A 16694-nucleotide genomic window follows, 5' to 3' on the forward strand; every position below is an offset into this window, starting at 1 on the left:
TTCTGCTCACGCTTTGCCTCCCAACACGTTATTCAGGATGCGGACAAAGTGCATCGTGGAGAGGGTCGCGCCATAGAACCAAACGGCGGGCACCCGATGAAAACGCCCGGCGCGGACAAACGGCATGGCCTGCCACAGCGGCGTTGCCATCAGCGCGTTCATATCGGTGCTATTCCCGTGATCGAAGCAGATCACATCCGCTTCTTTATACATCGCCAGCCGATCGAGGCTGACCGCCGTACTGCCCCAAAAGTTGGTTTCACCCTGCCAGGCATTGACAATGCCATACTCGTCCAGCACCTCCTGGAACAGGCAATTCGGGCCGAGCACCAGCATATGCCGCGGATCGATAAGCGTCGTCATCAGTAACGGACGCCCCCCGCGGCGGATAAAATGCGGCTTCTGGCTGGCGATGAAGAGATCGTATTGCGCCAGATGTTTTTCTGCCGCAGCTTCCAGATTCAGCGTCTGCGCCAGTTCAACCAGCGATCGTCGGGCTATCGCCAGCGGCTTTTTGCCGTCGCTAAAATCGAACCCGCGCCCCGGCGCGATCCGCGCCAGTTTCTCCGGCGAGGGTCCGTACCCTGCCGACCAGACCATAAACGACGGCTTCATCTCCGTCAGCAGTTCGAGATTGGGTTCAGTGCGAAGACCCACATCAATCACCGAATCCGGCAACGGCGGTTCGCTAACCCACAGCTTATAATTTGGCACGTCCGCCACGCCATACGGCGTAATACCGAGCGCCAGCAGCAGCTCAACCGGTAGCCACTCCAGCGCCACAATCCGGCGGGGATCGATAGCAGCAGCCTGCGCCGTATTCATTTGCCACAGCAGCGGCGAGAGCGCCATCGCCGTTAATAAACGGCGGCGAGTAAGAGGATATAAATCACGCATTAATACACAAAACTCACAGGTGCCGCGCCCGCCGGATGCGGAAGGATACCCATCGGGATACCGTAAATCTTCTCCAGCGTGTCACTGCGCATCAGTTCCGCAGGCGTTCCTTGCGCAATCATTTCACCGCCGCGTAGCGCGACTAAATAATCACAGTAGCGGGCCGCCATGTTGATATCGTGCAGCACCGCAACCACCGTCAGCCCGCGCTGCTGGCTTAAGCGATGCACCAGCGCCAGCACGTCAACCTGATGGGCGATATCCAGCGCTGACGTCGGCTCATCCAGCAGCAGACAACGGCTGTCCTGCGCGACCAGCATGGCAATCCACGCGCGCTGGCGCTCGCCGCCGGAAAGACTGTCTACCAGACGATGCGCCAGCGGTTTTAAGCCGACCAGCGTAATCGCCTCGTCTACTTTTTCCCGGTCCGCGACGCCAAAGCGTCCCAGCGCGCCGTGCCACGGATAGCGGCCAATCGCTACCAGTTCGCGCACCGTCATTCCTTCCGCCTGCGGCAATTGTTGAGGCAGATAGGCAACTTTGCGGGCAAACGCCTTGCTGCTCCAGCTCGCCAGCGGCTGATTGTCGAGCAGAATATCCCCTTCGGAAGGCGGCTGATGGCGGCCCAGCATTTTTAACAGCGTGGATTTACCGGAACCATTATGGCCAATAAGTCCGGTGACTCGACCTGCGGGAAACGTTAACGAGAGGGGGTGTAAAAGCGTGCGGCCCGGCACACGAAAAGCGACGCTTCGCAGCGCAAAGGTGGTATCGGAATGAATGTGGTTTTCCTGCATCGCAGCCAACTTGTAAAACGGGCACGGCCAGCCGTGCCCAAAAAGAAATTAGAAACGGAAGGTTGCCGTTGCAACGACCTGACGTTCTGCGCCCCAGAAACAGCCGTAGGTCTGGAAGCAGCTGGCGACGTATTCGCGATCAAACAGATTATTGACATGAAGGGCAACGTTGGAGCCTGCCATGCCTACGCGCGCAAGGTCATAACGTACCAATGCATCGACAACCGTATAACTCCCTACTTTAAAGGAGTTTGCCGGATCGCCATAGCTTGACCCCGTGAAACGCCCGCCAGTCCCCAGCGTTAAACCGGACAATGGACCATCAAAGAAAGTGTAATCGCCCCACAACGACGCCATATGCTTTGGTACCTGTGCAGGAGTATTACCTTTATAAGTCGTATCCGTCGTGTATTCGGCGTCAGTATAGGTGTAAGAACCCACGACGTTGATGCTTGCAGAAAGCGCCGCTTTCGCTTCTAGTTCCACGCCGCGGGCGCGAATTTCACCGCCTTCAACCGAGAAGAAAGACCCCGCCGGATCAGCCATCAGGTTGTTGGTTTTGGTCAACTGATAGACCGCACCGGTAATGACTATCGGCCGATCATTCGGTACATATTTAACCCCCGCTTCATACTGCTTACCTTTCGAAGGTGCAAATATTTTCCCGTTCTCTCCCGTCTGTGAAGCCGGCTCAAACGACTCACTATAACTGAAGTAAGGCGTTATTCCATTATCAAACAGATAGTTAACACCACCACGCCAGGTAAACTGCTTATCATCACGTTTAGATGTGATGCCAGTAGTGCGATTAAGAGACTCTTGATCGGCCCAGTCATAACGTCCACCCAATGTTACCAGGACTTTATCCCACTGTGCCTGGTCCTGGACGTACAGACCCGTTTGCTTTTGCTTATTCAAAATCTGGTACGGGCCGGATGTTGCTGGATCTCGCGAAGCAAAGTCGAAATCAGTGTACACCGGGTTATAGAGGTCAAGCAGAGGTACGGAGTCGTCGTAGCCAAACCAGGCATTGATATCATTACGCATACGCATAAAGTCGACGCCGGTCAGCAGCGTGTGATCCACCTCACCGGTGGCAAATTTACTTTGCAACTGAGTATCAACGGAGAAGTTTTGCAGTTTCTCGTCGTCAACAACATATTTACGAGCCAGATAATGACCTTTGTCCGCTGGCGCTAATGCCGCGCACTGCTTGCTGTCACGGTTTGCCGGATCGGAACAAACGCCGTAACCATAGACGCTATTTTGCGAGACTTTATTCTCGGCATAGCGCAAATTCTGGCGCACGGTAAAGGTGTCGTTGAATTCATGATCGAAGCTGTACCCTACCATCTTCTCATTACGAGAATAGGTATTGTTTTTCGCCCCTTCGTTGAAATCTGTTGGCAGACGTTTACCGTTTGGCAGCGGCTCAACCGTTCCCTCTTTCGGCAGCCAGCCGTAGTAACCCGTCTCTGGTTCATTCTGGAAGTAAGAGAGAAACGTAAAGTTCGTCTTGTCATCCGGACGCCAGGTGAACGCTGGCGCAATCGCATAGCGCTGCTCTTCCGCGCGATCCTGCTGCGCATTGGCGGAACGCGCCAGACCGGTCAAACGATAAGAATATACGCCCTCTTCATCCAGCGCGTCGCTGAAGTCAAAACCAGTCTGGAACAGGCTGTCAGTACCCATCTTGAACTGAATTTCTTTCAGCGGCTCCGTCGTCGGGCGCTTGCTAACCATATTCAGCAAACCGCCAGGGCTACTTTTCCCGTACAGAACGGAAACCGGACCACGCATCACTTCCGCGCGTTCCAGCATATAAGGGTCTATCACCGCATCATTATAGAAGTTGCCCTGCATTTTCAGGCCATTCAGATAATTATTCTGGCTTTGGCCATCAGCGGCGAAACCGCGAATGATCAGGTAGTCGTAAGTATTGGACGCGCCACGAGTGCCCACGGCAACGCCAGGGGTATAACTCAACGCTTCTTTAACCGACTTTGGCTGATGCAACGCCATCTCTTCGGCGGTAACAACGGAAATAGACTGCGGCACCTTTTGAATCGGCGTGTCCGTTTTGGTTGCCGTGGCGGATTGTCTTGCAGCGATGGTTGCCGCCGGTCCCCAGGCACTTTCCTGCGCGGCAGGCGCTGCGGTTACGGTAATGGTTTCTTCTTTCGGTTGAACCGCCGCCTGTGCATAGACAGACATGCCGCTAACCGCTGTGGCTACTACAACTGCGATTTTACGCAGTGAGGAGTTTGGCTGAGCAGTTTTAAGACGCGCCATTGGTATATCTCTGATGAAAGTGAATGATAACGTAAACGATAATTATTATTATAACCGCAGCATGATAGGCGAAATATCGTCGCAATGGCAAGCGATACGCGGCCCTACGAAAACTAAGGGGTTAAGAAATAACCAGATGAAAAGGAAGGGTTAATAAATTAGACTGAAATGTTATTTATAGGGGATTTGCCGGATGGCGACGTAAGCGTCTTATTCGGCCTACGTCGCACATAATGGGGTCGTAACGGTGTAGACCGGGTAAGCACAGCGCCACCCGGCACTATTACCGTGATTAATTGCCGCCGAACATCTCCTTAATCCAGCCGGCAACGCCGTCGCTCTTCTCTTCTTTCGGCGGCTGTTGCTGCGCAGGCTGCTGCGGCTGAGACGACTGATCGAACGGATTGCCTGACGGCTGCTGTTGCTGCTGCATCATCTCGCCCTGCTGGCACAGCGTATTTGGATCGTCCGTCCAGACCGGCAGAGTGCGCATACCGCCGCTACAGACAAAATTACCGTCGTAATCAACGCCCATATCCACCACATCTTCCGGCGGCGTCAGAACTAAAGGCGTCGGCGTCTGGTTCGCCAGATAGCGCTGGTAAATCGCCATCGCGCCGCTGGCGCCGTACAATTTCGTCGGCTGGTTGTTATCACGGCCTACCCAGGTGATAGTCACCTGGCTGCCGTCGATACCGGCAAACCAGGTATCGACATTGTTGTTTGTCGTCCCGGTTTTACCCGCCAGATGTAGACCCGGATATTTCGCGCCAAGCTGACGCCCCGTACCACGCTGGACGACCTGCTGCATTGTCCAGAGCGTCAGGTAAGCCGCCTGTGCCGGTACGGCGCGTTCAGCTTGCGGATAACTTTGGTACAGCACCTTACCATCTTCCGCAATAACCGAACGCAGCGCTGATAACGGCGCGCGATTTCCGCCGCTGGCGATAGTCTGGAACGCTTGCGCCACTTCGATCGGCGTCAGGTTCAGCGCCCCTAACAGCATCGCCGGAACCGGATTGAGCTGATCTTTCGGCACGCCGAGCTTCGTCCAGGTATCGGTTACCGCCGGTAAACCTAACGCCATCCCCAGATTGACCGTCGGTACGTTCATTGAGCGAGTTAACGCATCCACCAGCATCACTTTCCCGCTTTCGCTGTAGCGACGATCGTCGTTCTGCGGCGACCAGACCTGACCATTCGGCTGGCGCAGAGAAATCGGCGCATCGGCAATCCAGGTGTTCAGACGGTATAAGTTCGGCTGACTTAACGCGGTCAGATAGGTCGCCGGTTTCGCCAGCGACCCGATGGAACGGCGCGCCTGCATGGCACGGTTATAGCCGGCATACTGCGGCTCCGCCCCGCCAACCATCGCGCGCACCTCGCCGCTAAAGCGATCCACCACCACCATCGCGGTTTCCAGATCGCTCAATTTACGCTGCTTCTTCAACGCCGGAATGCCTTCGACAACGGCTTTTTCTGCGGCATCCTGCGCCACGGAGTCAAAGGTGGTGAAGATCTTCACGCCGGAGAGATCTTTAATTTTATCCCCCAGCTTCGCCTGCAGTTCCTGACGAACCATCTGCATAAACGCTGGCTGCGGTGAAATAACGCCGCCGCGCGGCTGTACGCCAAGCGGACGCGCGCTCAGCATGTCATAGAGTTCCTGATCGATGATTTTCTGCTGCTGTAACAGGCGTAACACCAGGTTACGACGCTCCAGCGCCAGTTTCGGGTTGCGCCACGGGTTATAAATCGACGCCCCTTTTACCATCCCCACCAGTAACGCCTGCTGATCGAGGCTCAGTTCCTCTACCGGACGGCCAAAGTAATACAGGCTCGCCAGCGGAAAACCGCGAATTTCATTATCCCCGCTTTGACCGAGGTAGACCTCGTTCATGTACAGCTCAAGAATACGATCTTTACTGTAACGGGCATCCATGATCAGCGCCATGTAGGCTTCATTCGCTTTACGCCAGTATGATCTTTCGCTGGAGAGGAACAGGTTCTTCACCAGCTGCTGGGTCAGCGTACTGGCCCCCTGCACCGTACGTCCCGCCGTCAGGTTGGCCAGTACCGCACGCCCGATAGAGTAAAGACTAATGCCATCATGCTCATAGAAATGACGGTCTTCCGTCGCCAACAGCGTATCGACCAGCAGATCCGGGAAACCGCTGCGCGGGACGAATAAACGCTGCTCGCCATTTGGCGAAGAAAGCATGGTGATAAGCCGCGGATCGAGACGGAAGAAGCCAAACTGGCGGTTGTTATCCAGATTGACGATGGTTTCCAGACGCCCGTCACTGAACGTCAGCCGCGCGCGCACCTGCCCTTCTTTGCTGTCCGGGAAGTCAAACGGACGACGGATCATCTCAATGCTATTGGCCTGCACGGTAAATTCGCCGGGACGGGTCATCTTCGTCACCAGACGATACTGCGTCGCTTCCAGCAATTTCACCATCTCGTTTTTGCTGACAGGCATGTCTGGCTCAAGGTTCACCATCCGGCCATATACCGCCGCCGGAAGCTGCCAGACCTTGCCATCAATACGGCTGCGGATTTTTTGATCCAGATAGACGCCGTAAATGGCGAACAGCACCACAAAAACGATAAACAGTTTTAGCAATAGCCACAGCCAGCCGCGCTTGCCACGAGGCTTACGCCCTTTGCCCTTACCTTTACGCGGCATCGGTTCTTCATCCTCATAGTCATCATCATAATCGTCGTCATGCTGCCGACGACGGCTCACCTTTTGTTTCACAGGACGTGACGGTTTCCCCTTACGTCCAATCGGCTCGCGGTCATTCCCCGCCATGCTTTTTCTCCGCAACATACAGGCGCAAAGGCCCGATTCTGTATTCTTCCGCCAGACGACAGAAGAAGAAATCTCTCAATTTACTCTTTTGCCGGATGGCGATTAACGCCTTATCCGGCCTGGAGGCAACGTATAACACGTCACGAATACTTCTTCGTGCGCCGCGTTGGGGCCGTATTCGCCGGATCGTCCGGCCAGACATGTTTGGGGTAACGGCCCTTCATCTCTTTTTGCACTTCGCGATACGCCCCCTGCCAGAAAGCGCTTAAATCGCGTGTAATCTGTAGCGGTCGCTGCGCAGGCGAAAGCAGTTCCAGCACCAGCGGCACGCGGCCCTGAGCGATGGTTGGGGTCTTCGCTTCGCCAAACATTTCCTGCATTCTGACCGCCAGTGCGGGCGGGTTATCTTCATGATAACGAATCGTTATTCGGCTTCCCGTCGGCACAGTGTAATGCCCAGGCAGTTCACTATCCAGACGTTGCAGCATGGCATAGTCAAGCAGTCCCCGTAACGCCTGAGTCACATTCAGAGATTTCAGACTCCGTAACGACTGTACGCCTGTCATGTGCGGCAGCAACCAGTTTTCCAGAGTCGCCAGCAGCGACGTCTCATCCACGGCAGGCCAGTCATATTCCGGCAGCCATTTCGCCGCACAGTGCAGACGCAGACGGAACTGCTCCGCTTCCGGCGTCCAGTTAAGGACAGCCAGACCTCTATCGCGGATGCCGTTCAGCATCGCCTGATGAAGCTCCTCTTCAGACGGTTTCGCCAGTGGCTGAACGCTAACCGTCAACTGTCCAATACGCATTCTGCGCCACGCTTTCAACGTTCCCTGCGCTTCGTCCCATTCAACCGTGTCAGACTGGCGCAGTAAATCAGGACACGCCTGAATCAGCGAGGCAATATCCAGCGGCTGCGCCAACAATATTCGGGCGTCCGGCGAGGCGCTACCTTGCAGCAACAGCGGCGCGATCAGCCATTCATGACGTCCCAACGCGTCATCCGCATCTAACATCGCGCCCATACCATTGGCTAACTGATAGCGCCCTTCCTGACCACGACGCCGCGCGATGCGGTCGCTAAACGCTCTGGCCAACAGCGGCATAATAAGCGCGCTATCCGGCTCGCCATTACGCACCTGCAGCCGTTTTAAAAGCTGCTGGCTACGCTGCTGCCAGCCCGGCTGTCGCCGCGAAAATAGCACGCTTAAATCCGTACCGCCGCCGCGCGGCGGGTCCTCAAGGATGGCCGCGAGCATGGCGGCGGTGGCGGCGCTGTCGCCCTCGTCGGCGTTGACTAACATCGCCGCCAGGCGCGGATCGTTACCCATTGCCGCCATTTTCCGGCCCCGCGCGCTTAACCGCTCGCCCTCCAGCGCGCCTAACATCAATAATAAACGGCGGGCGGCCTGAAGATTCACCTCCGGCGGTCTGTCCAGCCAGAAAAGCGATGCCGGATCGTGACATCCCCACTGCAACACCTCCATCAACAAACCGGAAAGGTCACTGTGTAAGATTTCCGGATCGCTTTGCGCCGCCGCCCGCTCCGCCTGTTCTTTGGCCAGCAGATGTAAACAGATACCCGGCGCCAGTCGTCCGGCGCGCCCCGCGCGCTGCGTCATTGACGCCTGACTGATACGCTGCGTAACCAGCCGCGTCAGTCCCGTTCGCGCGTCGAATCGCGCCACGCGCTCCTGAGCGCTATCGACGACCAGACGAATCCCTTCAATCGTCAAACTGGTTTCGGCAATGTTAGTCGCCAACACCACTTTACGCATCCCGGCGGGGGCGGGAACAATCGCTTTGCGTTGCGCTTCCAGAGACAATGCGCCATACAGCGGACAAAGCAGGACATCGCTCCCTACCCGCGACGCCAGATGTTCATGAACGCGCTGTATTTCGCCTACGCCGGGTAAAAATAGCAGCAGCGAACCGTTTTCATTGCGCAGCAGTTCCGCTGTCGCCATCGCGACGGCTTCATCAAAACGCAAATGCGCCGCGAGCGGCTGATAACGTCGCTCCACCGGGAACGCGCGCCCTTCCGAGACGATCGTCGGCGCATCAGGCAGTCGCTGACAAAGCCTGTCGTTATCCAGCGTCGCAGACATAATTAACAGCCTGAGATCGTCACGGAGCCCTTGCTGGATATCCAGCAACAGCGCCAACGCTAAATCCGCCTGTAAACTGCGCTCATGAAATTCATCCAGTATCACCAGCCCCACGCCGCGTAATTCGGGATCGCGCTGAATCATTCTGGTCAATACGCCTTCGGTCACCACTTCCAGCCGGGTACGCGGCCCCACGCAGCTTTGCGCGCGCATCCGGTAACCTACCGTTTCGCCAGGCTTTCCATTCAACGCTTCCGCCAGACGCTGCGCGACATTACGCGCCGCCAGACGACGCGGTTCAAGCAGAAGGATTTTTCCAGCAACCGGCCCCTGTTGCAGGAGTTGCAACGGCAACCAGGTGGATTTCCCCGCCCCGGTAGGCGCGGACAACAAAACCTGCGGCGCGGTTTTTAGGGCTGTCAACAATTCAGGCAATACGGCGGCAACGGGCAATGACGTCACAAACGGCTCCACGGGGTTAACTTTCTTTGCGCCGCATTGTAGCATCGTGTTAATCCATAACCGAGTATCCCTATGTCTGAGCCAAAACGGCTGTTTTTTGCGATTGACTTACCCGACGACGCGCGCGCGCAAATTATCGCCTGGCGCGCCGCCCATTTTGCGTCTGAAGACGGACGCCCCGTGGCAGCGGCGAACCTGCACCTGACGCTGGCCTTTTTAGGCGACGTCAGTAGCGATAAGCAGCGCGCGCTTGCGCAACTGGCCGGACGAATTCGCCAGCCGGGCTTTACGCTACATCTGGATGACGCCGGTCAGTGGCTACGTTCACGCGTGGTGTGGCTGGGGATGCGCCAGCCGCCGCGCGGGTTGTTGCAGTTGGCTAATATGCTGCGCGCGCAGGCCGCCCGCAGCGGTTGTTACCAAAGCCCGCAGCCTTTTCACCCGCATATTACGCTGCTGCGCGACGCCAGCCATACGGTGGCTATCCCGCCGCCGGGCTTTTGCTGGTCATTTCCGGTCACGTCGTTTGCGCTTTACGCCTCTTCGTATGGGCAAGGCCGTACCCGCTATGCCGAGCTGCAGCGCTGGACGCTGGGCGAATAATAATGAAGGAATGTCGATGCTATTCTCACCCCCTTTACAACGCGCTACGCTGATTCAGCGCTATAAACGTTTTTTAGCCGATGTGATCACCCCTGACGGTACAACGCTTACGCTGCACTGTCCTAATACCGGCGCGATGACCGGCTGCGCCACGCCTGGCGATACCGTCTGGTATTCGACATCAGAAAATACTAAACGCAAATATCCGCATACCTGGGAATTGACTGAAACGCAATTCGGCGCATTCATTTGCGTGAATACGCTGCGGGCGAACCAGCTAACGAAAGAAGCGATTCAGGAGAATCGCCTGCCGGCGCTGGCGGGGTACAATATTCTGAAAAGTGAAGTCAAATATGGCGCCGAGCGCAGCCGTATAGATTTTATGTTACAGGCAGATTTCCGCCCGGACTGCTATATTGAAGTGAAATCGGTCACGTTAGCGGAAAAAGAAAACGGTTATTTTCCCGACGCCATCACCGAACGAGGGCAAAAACATCTTCGGGAGTTGATGGGCGTTGCGGCGGCAGGTCATCGCGCGGTGGTAGTGTTCGCGGTGCTGCACTCCGCCATTACACGTTTTTCACCCGCACGTCATATCGATATAAAATACGCGCAGCTATTGAGCGAGGCTCAGAATAAAGGCGTGGAAGTTTTAGCTTATAAAGCAGAACTTTCAGCCCAAAAAATGGAACTGAACGAACCAGTACCCATAACGTTGTAGTGGAATAACAGCCTGATTATTAAGTATTCTGGCCGCGTGCGTAAATACGCTTTTCCTCACAGGGTTGTCAAGTGTTACGTTTAGATAATTGCTATCCGGAAAAGCATCTGCTATTTATAGCGACCTGATTTTCCCCCGAACATGGGGATCGATAGTGCGTGTTAAGGAGAAGCAACATGCAAGAAGGGCAAAACCGTAAAACATCGTCCCTGAGTATTCTCGCCATCGCTGGGGTGGAGCCGTACCAGGAGAAACCGGGCGAAGAGTATATGAACGAAGCCCAGCTATCGCACTTCAAGCGTATTCTTGAAGCATGGCGTAATCAACTCCGGGATGAAGTCGATCGCACTGTGACGCACATGCAGGACGAAGCCGCCAACTTCCCCGATCCGGTCGATCGCGCCGCGCAGGAAGAGGAGTTTAGCCTGGAGTTACGTAATCGTGACCGTGAGCGCAAACTGATCAAAAAGATCGAGAAGACGCTGAAGAAAGTGGAAGATGAAGACTTCGGTTATTGCGAGTCCTGCGGGGTGGAAATTGGTATCCGCCGCCTGGAAGCGCGTCCAACAGCCGATCTGTGCATCGACTGCAAAACGCTGGCTGAAATTCGCGAAAAACAGATGGCGGGTTAATCCCGTTCGTTTCTACCCTATTTATGACAGGCGGGAGTTTTCCCGCCTTATTCTTTATTGCCCGCAGCATGACTGACTCACACTATATTGGCCGTTTCGCGCCGTCGCCATCCGGCGAACTGCATTTCGGCTCGTTAATCGCCGCCCTCGGCAGCTATCTACAAGCCCGTGCGCAACGCGGAGTTTGGCGCGTTCGCATAGAGGATATCGACCCCCCACGTGAAGTTCCCGGTGCCGCAGCGACCATTCTGCGCCAGCTGGAACATTACGGCCTGCACTGGGATGGCGAGGTCTTATGGCAATCACAGCGTCATGAGGCTTATCGCGAGGCGCTGGCCTGGCTTCATGAGCAGGGACTGAGCTACTACTGCACTTGCCCCCGCTCGCGCATTCAACGTCTGGGCGGTATTTACGACGGCCATTGCCGGACGTTATGCCACGGGCCGGAGAATGCCGCCGTCAGAATTAAACAGCAGCATCCGGTGATGCGTTTCCATGATGCCTTGCGCGGCGATATCCAGGCTGACCCACAGCTGGCGAGCGAAGATTTTATTATCCACCGCCGCGACGGACTGTTTGCTTATAATCTGGCCGTGGTGGTCGACGATCATTTTCAGGGGGTGACGGAGATCGTCCGCGGCGCAGATTTAATCGAACCCACTGTCCGACAACTTTCGCTGTATAAACAGTTTGGCTGGCGTGCGCCTGGTTACGTGCACCTTCCGCTGGCGCTCAACGAACAAGGCGCTAAACTTTCCAAGCAAAATCATGCCCCTGCGCTTGCGACAGGCGATCCGCGCCCGGTACTGGTCCAGGCATTGCGCTTTTTAGGCCAACGCGACGTCGTAGCGTGGCAGGAGATGTCTGTTGAGGAGTTGCTGCGCTTTGCGGTGACGCACTGGAGGCTTACAGCCGTACCCACATCGGCTAATGTAAATCCGGCATTCTCAAATGCGTCTCGCTGAGCTATGATTAGCCGCTATTTTTGCTCATCGTCTTTCGCATTGCTGCGGCGTTAATGATGCTTACAGCCCAGGTCGCGTTGCTCTCTTACGCCCGTCTGCCGTAATGCGAAAGACATAGAGTAAGTTGATCTTATTAATGTATGACACTACCGAGGTGCGCTATTTTTACCCGAGTCGCTAATTTTTGCCGTAAGGTGTTAAGCCGCGAGGAGAGCGAGGCAGAACAAGCCGTCGCCCGTCCACATATGACGATTATCCCGCGTGAACAGCACGCTATCTCCCGCAAAGATATCAGTGAAAATGCCCTCAAGGTACTGTACAGGCTGAACAAAGCGGGCTATGAAGCCTACCTGGTCGGCGGCGGCGTCCGCGATCTCCTGCTCGGCAAAAAGCCGAAGGATTTCGACGTGACCACCAACGCAACACCGGATCAGGTACGGAAATTATTCCGCAATTGCCGTCTGGTGGGGCGTCGTTTCCGCCTGGCTCACGTGATGTTTGGCCCGGAAATTATCGAAGTGGCAACGTTTCGTGGTCATCATGAAGGCAGTGAAAGCGACCGTACGACCTCCCAGCGTGGGCAAAACGGTATGCTGCTGCGCGATAACATCTTCGGCTCTATCGAAGAAGATGCCCAGCGCCGCGATTTCACCATCAACAGCCTTTACTACAGCGTAGCGGATTTTACCGTGCGCGATTACGTCGGCGGGATGCAGGATCTGCAAGAAGGCGTAATTCGCCTGATCGGCAATCCGGAAACGCGCTACCGCGAAGATCCGGTTCGAATGCTGCGCGCCGTGCGTTTCGCTGCGAAGCTCAATATGCGTATCAGCCCTGAAACGGCTGAGCCAATCCCGCGTCTGGCAACCTTGCTAAACGACATTCCTCCCGCGCGCCTGTTCGAAGAGTCGCTGAAGCTGTTGCAGGCGGGGAACGGTTTTGAAACCTATCAACAACTGCGGGAATACAACCTCTTCCAGCCGTTGTTTCCTACCATTACGCGTTATTTCACCGAAAACGGCGACAGCGCAATGGAACGTATCATTGCGCAGGTGTTGAAGAATACGGATAACCGCATCCGTAACGAGATGCGCGTTAATCCGGCATTTTTGTTTGCCGCCATGTTCTGGTATCCGCTGCTGGAGATGGCGCAAAAAATCGCTCAGGAGAGCGGTCTGGCCTATTACGACGCTTTCGCGCTGGCCATGAATGACGTGCTGGATGAAGCCTGCCGTTCACTGGCGATCCCGAAACGCCTTACCACGCTTACCCGTGATATTTGGCAGCTTCAGTTACGGATGTCGCGACGCCAGGGCAAACGCGCCTGGAAACTGATGGAACATCCCAAATTCCGCGCCGCGTTTGATTTACTGGAGCTGCGCGCTCAGGTGGAAAATAATACTGAGCTGCAACGTCTGGCGCAGTGGTGGGCCGAGTTTCAGGCTTCCGCGCCGCCGGAACAAAAAGGGATGCTCAACGAGCTGGACGACGATCCTGCTCCACGCCGCCGCCGTTCACGTCCGCGCAAACGCGCGCCGCGCCGCGAGGGCACCGTATGACGATCGCGTATATCGCGCTTGGCAGTAATCTGGCCTCTCCGCTGGAGCAGGTCAATGCCGCCCTGAAGGCTATCGCCGACATTCCCGATAGCCGTATCGTCACGGTGTCTTCGTTTTACCGCACGCCGCCGCTTGGCCCACAGGATCAGCCCGATTACCTGAACGCCGCGGTGGCGCTGGATACCGCCCTCGCCCCCGAAGAATTGCTTAACCATACCCAGCGCATTGAGCTGCAACAGGGCCGGGTGCGCAAAGCCGAACGCTGGGGGCCGCGCACGCTGGACCTCGACATTATGCTGTTTGGCGATGAAGTCATTAACACCGACCGTCTGACCGTGCCGCACTACGACATGAAAAACCGCGGTTTTATGCTGTGGCCGTTATTCGAAATCGCTCCTGATCTGATCTTTCCGGATGGTATCAGCCTGCATCAGCATCTCACCCATCTTGGTGCTGCAAAACCCGCCCACTGGTAAAACATCGCCTCCCCTTTAGCGTTTACTGCTTTAGCGCCAAACGATTGCTTAAATCAATTGCCCCCCTGAATATGACTGTTAGAATGCCGGGAAATATAACTTTTACCATCAGGAAACGTTATGAAACCCACCACTATTTCACTGCTGCAGAAATGCAAGCAAGAGAAAAAACGCTTCGCGACAATTACCGCCTACGACTACAGCTTCGCTAAGTTATTTGCCGACGAAGGTATCAATGTGATGCTGGTTGGCGACTCGCTGGGCATGACGATTCAGGGGCATGACTCCACTCTGCCTGTCACCGTGGAAGATATCGCTTACCACACTCGTGCCGTGCGACGTGGCGCGCCCAACTGTCTATTGCTCTCCGACCTGCCGTTTATGGCTTACGCCACCCCGGAACAGGCATGTGAAAACGCGGCTATCGTGATGCGTGCGGGGGCCAATATGGTCAAAATTGAAGGCGGCGCCTGGCTGGTTGATACGGTGAAAATGCTCACCGAACGCGCCGTGCCGGTTTGTGGTCATCTGGGGCTAACGCCACAGTCGGTGAATATCTTCGGCGGCTATAAAATTCAGGGCCGCGGAGATGCAGGACAAGTGCTGCTGGATGACGCGCTGGCTTTAGAAGCGGCTGGCGCTCAACTGCTGGTGCTGGAGTGCGTGCCGGTTGAGCTGGCGAAGCGCGTCACGGAAGCGCTGTCGATTCCGGTGATCGGCATCGGCGCGGGCAACGTCACCGACGGTCAGATCCTGGTGATGCACGATGCGTTTGGCATCACCGGCGGCCATATTCCCAAATTCGCGAAAAATTTCCTTGCCGAGGCGGGCGACATGCGCGCCGCCGTACGGCAGTATATGGCTGAAGTGGAGTCCGGCGCTTATCCGGGCGAAGAACACAGCTTTCACTAATTTTTCTGACCGTGCCGGATGGCGACGCGACGCGTCTTATCCGGCCTACCGATCCTCAACGGATGTAGGCCTGATAAGCGCAGCGCCATCGGGCAGGATCATCAAGCAACTCAAGGAGTTTTGTTGTGCTAATCATTGAAACCCTGCCGCTGCTGCGCCAGCATATTCGTCGTCTGCGTCAGGAAGGTAAACGCGTCGCACTGGTTCCCACCATGGGCAACCTGCACGATGGCCATATGAAGCTGGTCGATGAGGCAAAAGCCCGGGCTGATGTGGTGATCGTCAGCATTTTCGTCAACCCGATGCAGTTTGACCGGCCGGACGATCTGGTGCGTTATCCGCGCACGCTGCAGGAAGATTGTGAAAAGCTGAACAAACGCAAAGTCGATTATGTCTTTGCGCCAGCCGTTGAGGAAATCTACCCGCAGGGGCTGGAAGGCCAGACGTACGTTGATGTTCCCGGCCTCTCTACCATGCTGGAAGGCGCCAGCCGTCCGGGCCACTTCCGCGGCGTCTCGACTATCGTCAGCAAGCTGTTCAACCTGATCCAGCCGGATATCGCCTGCTTTGGCGAGAAGGATTTCCAGCAACTGGCGCTGATCCGCAAAATGGTGGCGGATATGAGTTATGACATTGAGATCGTCGGCGTGCCGATTATTCGCGCCAAAGACGGTCTGGCGCTCAGCTCACGTAACAGTTATCTGACCGCAGAGCAGCGCAAAATTGCGCCGGGTCTACACAACGTGATGAATAGCATCGCTGAAAAACTGATTGCGGGTAATCGTGAGCTGCAAGAGATTATTGCCATTGCCGAACAGGAACTGAATGAAAAAGGCTTCCGTGCCGACGACATTCAAATCCGTGATGCCGACACGCTGCAGGAGCTGACGGAAACCAGCAAACGCGCAGTGATTCTGGCCGCCGCCTGGCTGGGTCAGGCGCGTCTGATCGATAATCAAAGCGTTACATTAGCCCAGTAGACAGGGGTTAAAAATCGGGCAATACTGCCTGAGAATTTCCAAAGCAGGCCACAAACGCCTGCTTAGCCAAGGTAAACGACAGGGTAAAGAAGTTATGATTCGCACCATGCTGCAAGGCAAGCTCCACCGCGTAAAAGTCACGCAGGCGGACCTGCACTACGAAGGTTCCTGTGCCATTGACCAGGATTTCCTTGATGCCTCCGGTATTCTGGAAAACGAAGCGATTGATATCTGGAACGTGACCAATGGGAAACGTTTCTCAACCTATGCGATTGCGGCTGAACGCGGCTCCAGAATCATCTCGGTGAACGGTGCGGCGGCGCACTGCGCTGAAGTTGGCGACATTGTGATTATCGCCAGCTTCGTCACCATGTCTGATGAAGAAGCGCGTACATGGCGTCCGAAAGTGGCCTATTTTGAAGGCGACAACGAAATGAAGCGCACCGCGAAAGCTATTCCGGTACAGGTTGCCTGA

14 protein-coding genes are annotated in these 16694 nt (G+C 55.7%); 9 read left to right on the top strand and 5 right to left on the bottom strand.

What is annotated here, in order from left to right; all coding sequences use genetic code 11:
* Nucleotides 1-6: 6 nt before the first annotated feature.
* From fhuD to hrpB, 5 genes are all read right to left on the bottom strand, one after another.
* Nucleotides 7-897: a Fe(3+)-hydroxamate ABC transporter substrate-binding protein FhuD gene (fhuD, locus tag NBA72_RS16160; protein ID WP_042947556.1), complete on the bottom strand. Its 891-nt coding sequence runs from the start codon at nucleotides 895-897 to the stop codon at nucleotides 7-9.
* On the bottom strand, nucleotides 897-1694 hold the full coding sequence (gene fhuC / locus NBA72_RS16165) for a Fe3+-hydroxamate ABC transporter ATP-binding protein FhuC (RefSeq protein WP_001157203.1): 798 nt from the start codon (nucleotides 1692-1694) through the stop codon (nucleotides 897-899). The genes fhuD and fhuC overlap by 1 nt, the downstream gene beginning before the upstream one ends.
* Nucleotides 1695-1742: 48 nt before the next feature.
* Complete coding sequence (gene fhuA, locus NBA72_RS16170; protein WP_000113212.1) at nucleotides 1743-3986, bottom strand: ferrichrome porin FhuA; 2244 nt, start codon at nucleotides 3984-3986, stop codon at nucleotides 1743-1745.
* Between the two features lie 292 nt (nucleotides 3987-4278).
* The gene (gene mrcB / locus NBA72_RS16175) at nucleotides 4279-6801 is read right to left on the bottom strand and encodes a bifunctional glycosyl transferase/transpeptidase (protein WP_000918127.1); all 2523 of its coding nucleotides are present in this window, start codon (nucleotides 6799-6801) and stop codon (nucleotides 4279-4281) included.
* Between the two features lie 140 nt (nucleotides 6802-6941).
* Nucleotides 6942-9371: an ATP-dependent helicase HrpB gene (hrpB, locus tag NBA72_RS16180; protein WP_042947921.1), complete on the bottom strand. Its 2430-nt coding sequence runs from the start codon at nucleotides 9369-9371 to the stop codon at nucleotides 6942-6944.
* A gap of 72 nt (nucleotides 9372-9443) precedes the next feature.
* Between hrpB and thpR the strand changes: the two genes are divergently transcribed.
* The 9 genes from thpR (at nucleotide 9444) to panD (ending at nucleotide 16694) form a co-directional block, all read left to right on the top strand.
* Nucleotides 9444-9974 carry an RNA 2',3'-cyclic phosphodiesterase gene (thpR, locus tag NBA72_RS16185; RefSeq protein ID WP_001294178.1) on the top strand — a complete coding sequence of 177 codons (531 nt, stop codon included), beginning with the start codon at nucleotides 9444-9446 and terminating at the stop codon, nucleotides 9972-9974.
* A gap of 16 nt (nucleotides 9975-9990) precedes the next feature.
* On the top strand, nucleotides 9991-10695 hold the full coding sequence (gene sfsA, locus NBA72_RS16190) for a DNA/RNA nuclease SfsA (protein WP_000899408.1): 705 nt from the start codon (nucleotides 9991-9993) through the stop codon (nucleotides 10693-10695).
* Nucleotides 10696-10871: 176 nt separating this feature from the next.
* Nucleotides 10872-11327 (top strand): RNA polymerase-binding protein DksA, encoded by a 456-nt coding sequence (dksA, locus tag NBA72_RS16195; protein WP_001155232.1) that lies wholly within the window; start codon nucleotides 10872-10874, stop codon nucleotides 11325-11327.
* A gap of 68 nt (nucleotides 11328-11395) precedes the next feature.
* Nucleotides 11396-12292, top strand: a complete 897-nt coding sequence (gene gluQRS, locus NBA72_RS16200) for a tRNA glutamyl-Q(34) synthetase GluQRS (protein WP_042947924.1) — start codon at nucleotides 11396-11398, stop codon at nucleotides 12290-12292.
* 161 nt (nucleotides 12293-12453) lie between these two features.
* Complete coding sequence (pcnB, locus tag NBA72_RS16205; RefSeq protein ID WP_204355897.1) at nucleotides 12454-13851, top strand: polynucleotide adenylyltransferase PcnB; 1398 nt, start codon at nucleotides 12454-12456, stop codon at nucleotides 13849-13851.
* Entirely contained in the window at nucleotides 13848-14327 is a 480-nt protein-coding gene (folK, locus tag NBA72_RS16210) for a 2-amino-4-hydroxy-6-hydroxymethyldihydropteridine diphosphokinase (protein WP_000150777.1), read from the top strand. Before pcnB ends, folK begins: the two co-directional genes overlap by 4 nt.
* A 120-nt stretch (nucleotides 14328-14447) precedes the next feature.
* Nucleotides 14448-15239, top strand: coding sequence for a 3-methyl-2-oxobutanoate hydroxymethyltransferase (gene panB, locus NBA72_RS16215; RefSeq protein WP_000805488.1), 792 nt, complete (start codon nucleotides 14448-14450; stop codon nucleotides 15237-15239).
* Nucleotides 15240-15364: 125 nt separating this feature from the next.
* The gene (gene panC / locus NBA72_RS16220; protein WP_000905350.1) at nucleotides 15365-16219 is read left to right on the top strand and encodes a pantoate--beta-alanine ligase; all 855 of its coding nucleotides are present in this window, start codon (nucleotides 15365-15367) and stop codon (nucleotides 16217-16219) included.
* 94 nt (nucleotides 16220-16313) lie between these two features.
* Nucleotides 16314-16694 (top strand): aspartate 1-decarboxylase, encoded by a 381-nt coding sequence (gene panD, locus NBA72_RS16225; protein WP_000621526.1) that lies wholly within the window; start codon nucleotides 16314-16316, stop codon nucleotides 16692-16694.

The organism is Salmonella sp. NW1250, from assembly GCF_051812965.1.
GTDB classification, from domain to species: Bacteria; Pseudomonadota; Gammaproteobacteria; order Enterobacterales; family Enterobacteriaceae; genus Salmonella; species Salmonella enterica.

What these genes read in the sequence shown, in the direction of transcription:
- dksA (WP_001155232.1), top strand. Translation starts at nt 10,872, where the DNA reads ATGCAAGAAGGGCAAAACCGTAAAACATCGTCCCTGAGTATTCTCGCC.
- fhuA (WP_000113212.1), bottom strand. Translation starts at nt 3,986, where the DNA reads ATGGCGCGTCTTAAAACTGCTCAGCCAAACTCCTCACTGCGTAAAATC.
- fhuD (WP_042947556.1), bottom strand. Translation starts at nt 897, where the DNA reads ATGCGTGATTTATATCCTCTTACTCGCCGCCGTTTATTAACGGCGATG.
- thpR (WP_001294178.1), top strand. Translation starts at nt 9,444, where the DNA reads ATGTCTGAGCCAAAACGGCTGTTTTTTGCGATTGACTTACCCGACGAC.
- sfsA (WP_000899408.1), top strand. Translation starts at nt 9,991, where the DNA reads ATGCTATTCTCACCCCCTTTACAACGCGCTACGCTGATTCAGCGCTAT.
- panB (WP_000805488.1), top strand. Translation starts at nt 14,448, where the DNA reads ATGAAACCCACCACTATTTCACTGCTGCAGAAATGCAAGCAAGAGAAA.
- folK (WP_000150777.1), top strand. Translation starts at nt 13,848, where the DNA reads ATGACGATCGCGTATATCGCGCTTGGCAGTAATCTGGCCTCTCCGCTG.
- fhuC (WP_001157203.1), bottom strand. Translation starts at nt 1,694, where the DNA reads ATGCAGGAAAACCACATTCATTCCGATACCACCTTTGCGCTGCGAAGC.
- panD (WP_000621526.1), top strand. Translation starts at nt 16,314, where the DNA reads ATGATTCGCACCATGCTGCAAGGCAAGCTCCACCGCGTAAAAGTCACG.
- mrcB (WP_000918127.1), bottom strand. Translation starts at nt 6,801, where the DNA reads ATGGCGGGGAATGACCGCGAGCCGATTGGACGTAAGGGGAAACCGTCA.
- gluQRS (WP_042947924.1), top strand. Translation starts at nt 11,396, where the DNA reads ATGACTGACTCACACTATATTGGCCGTTTCGCGCCGTCGCCATCCGGC.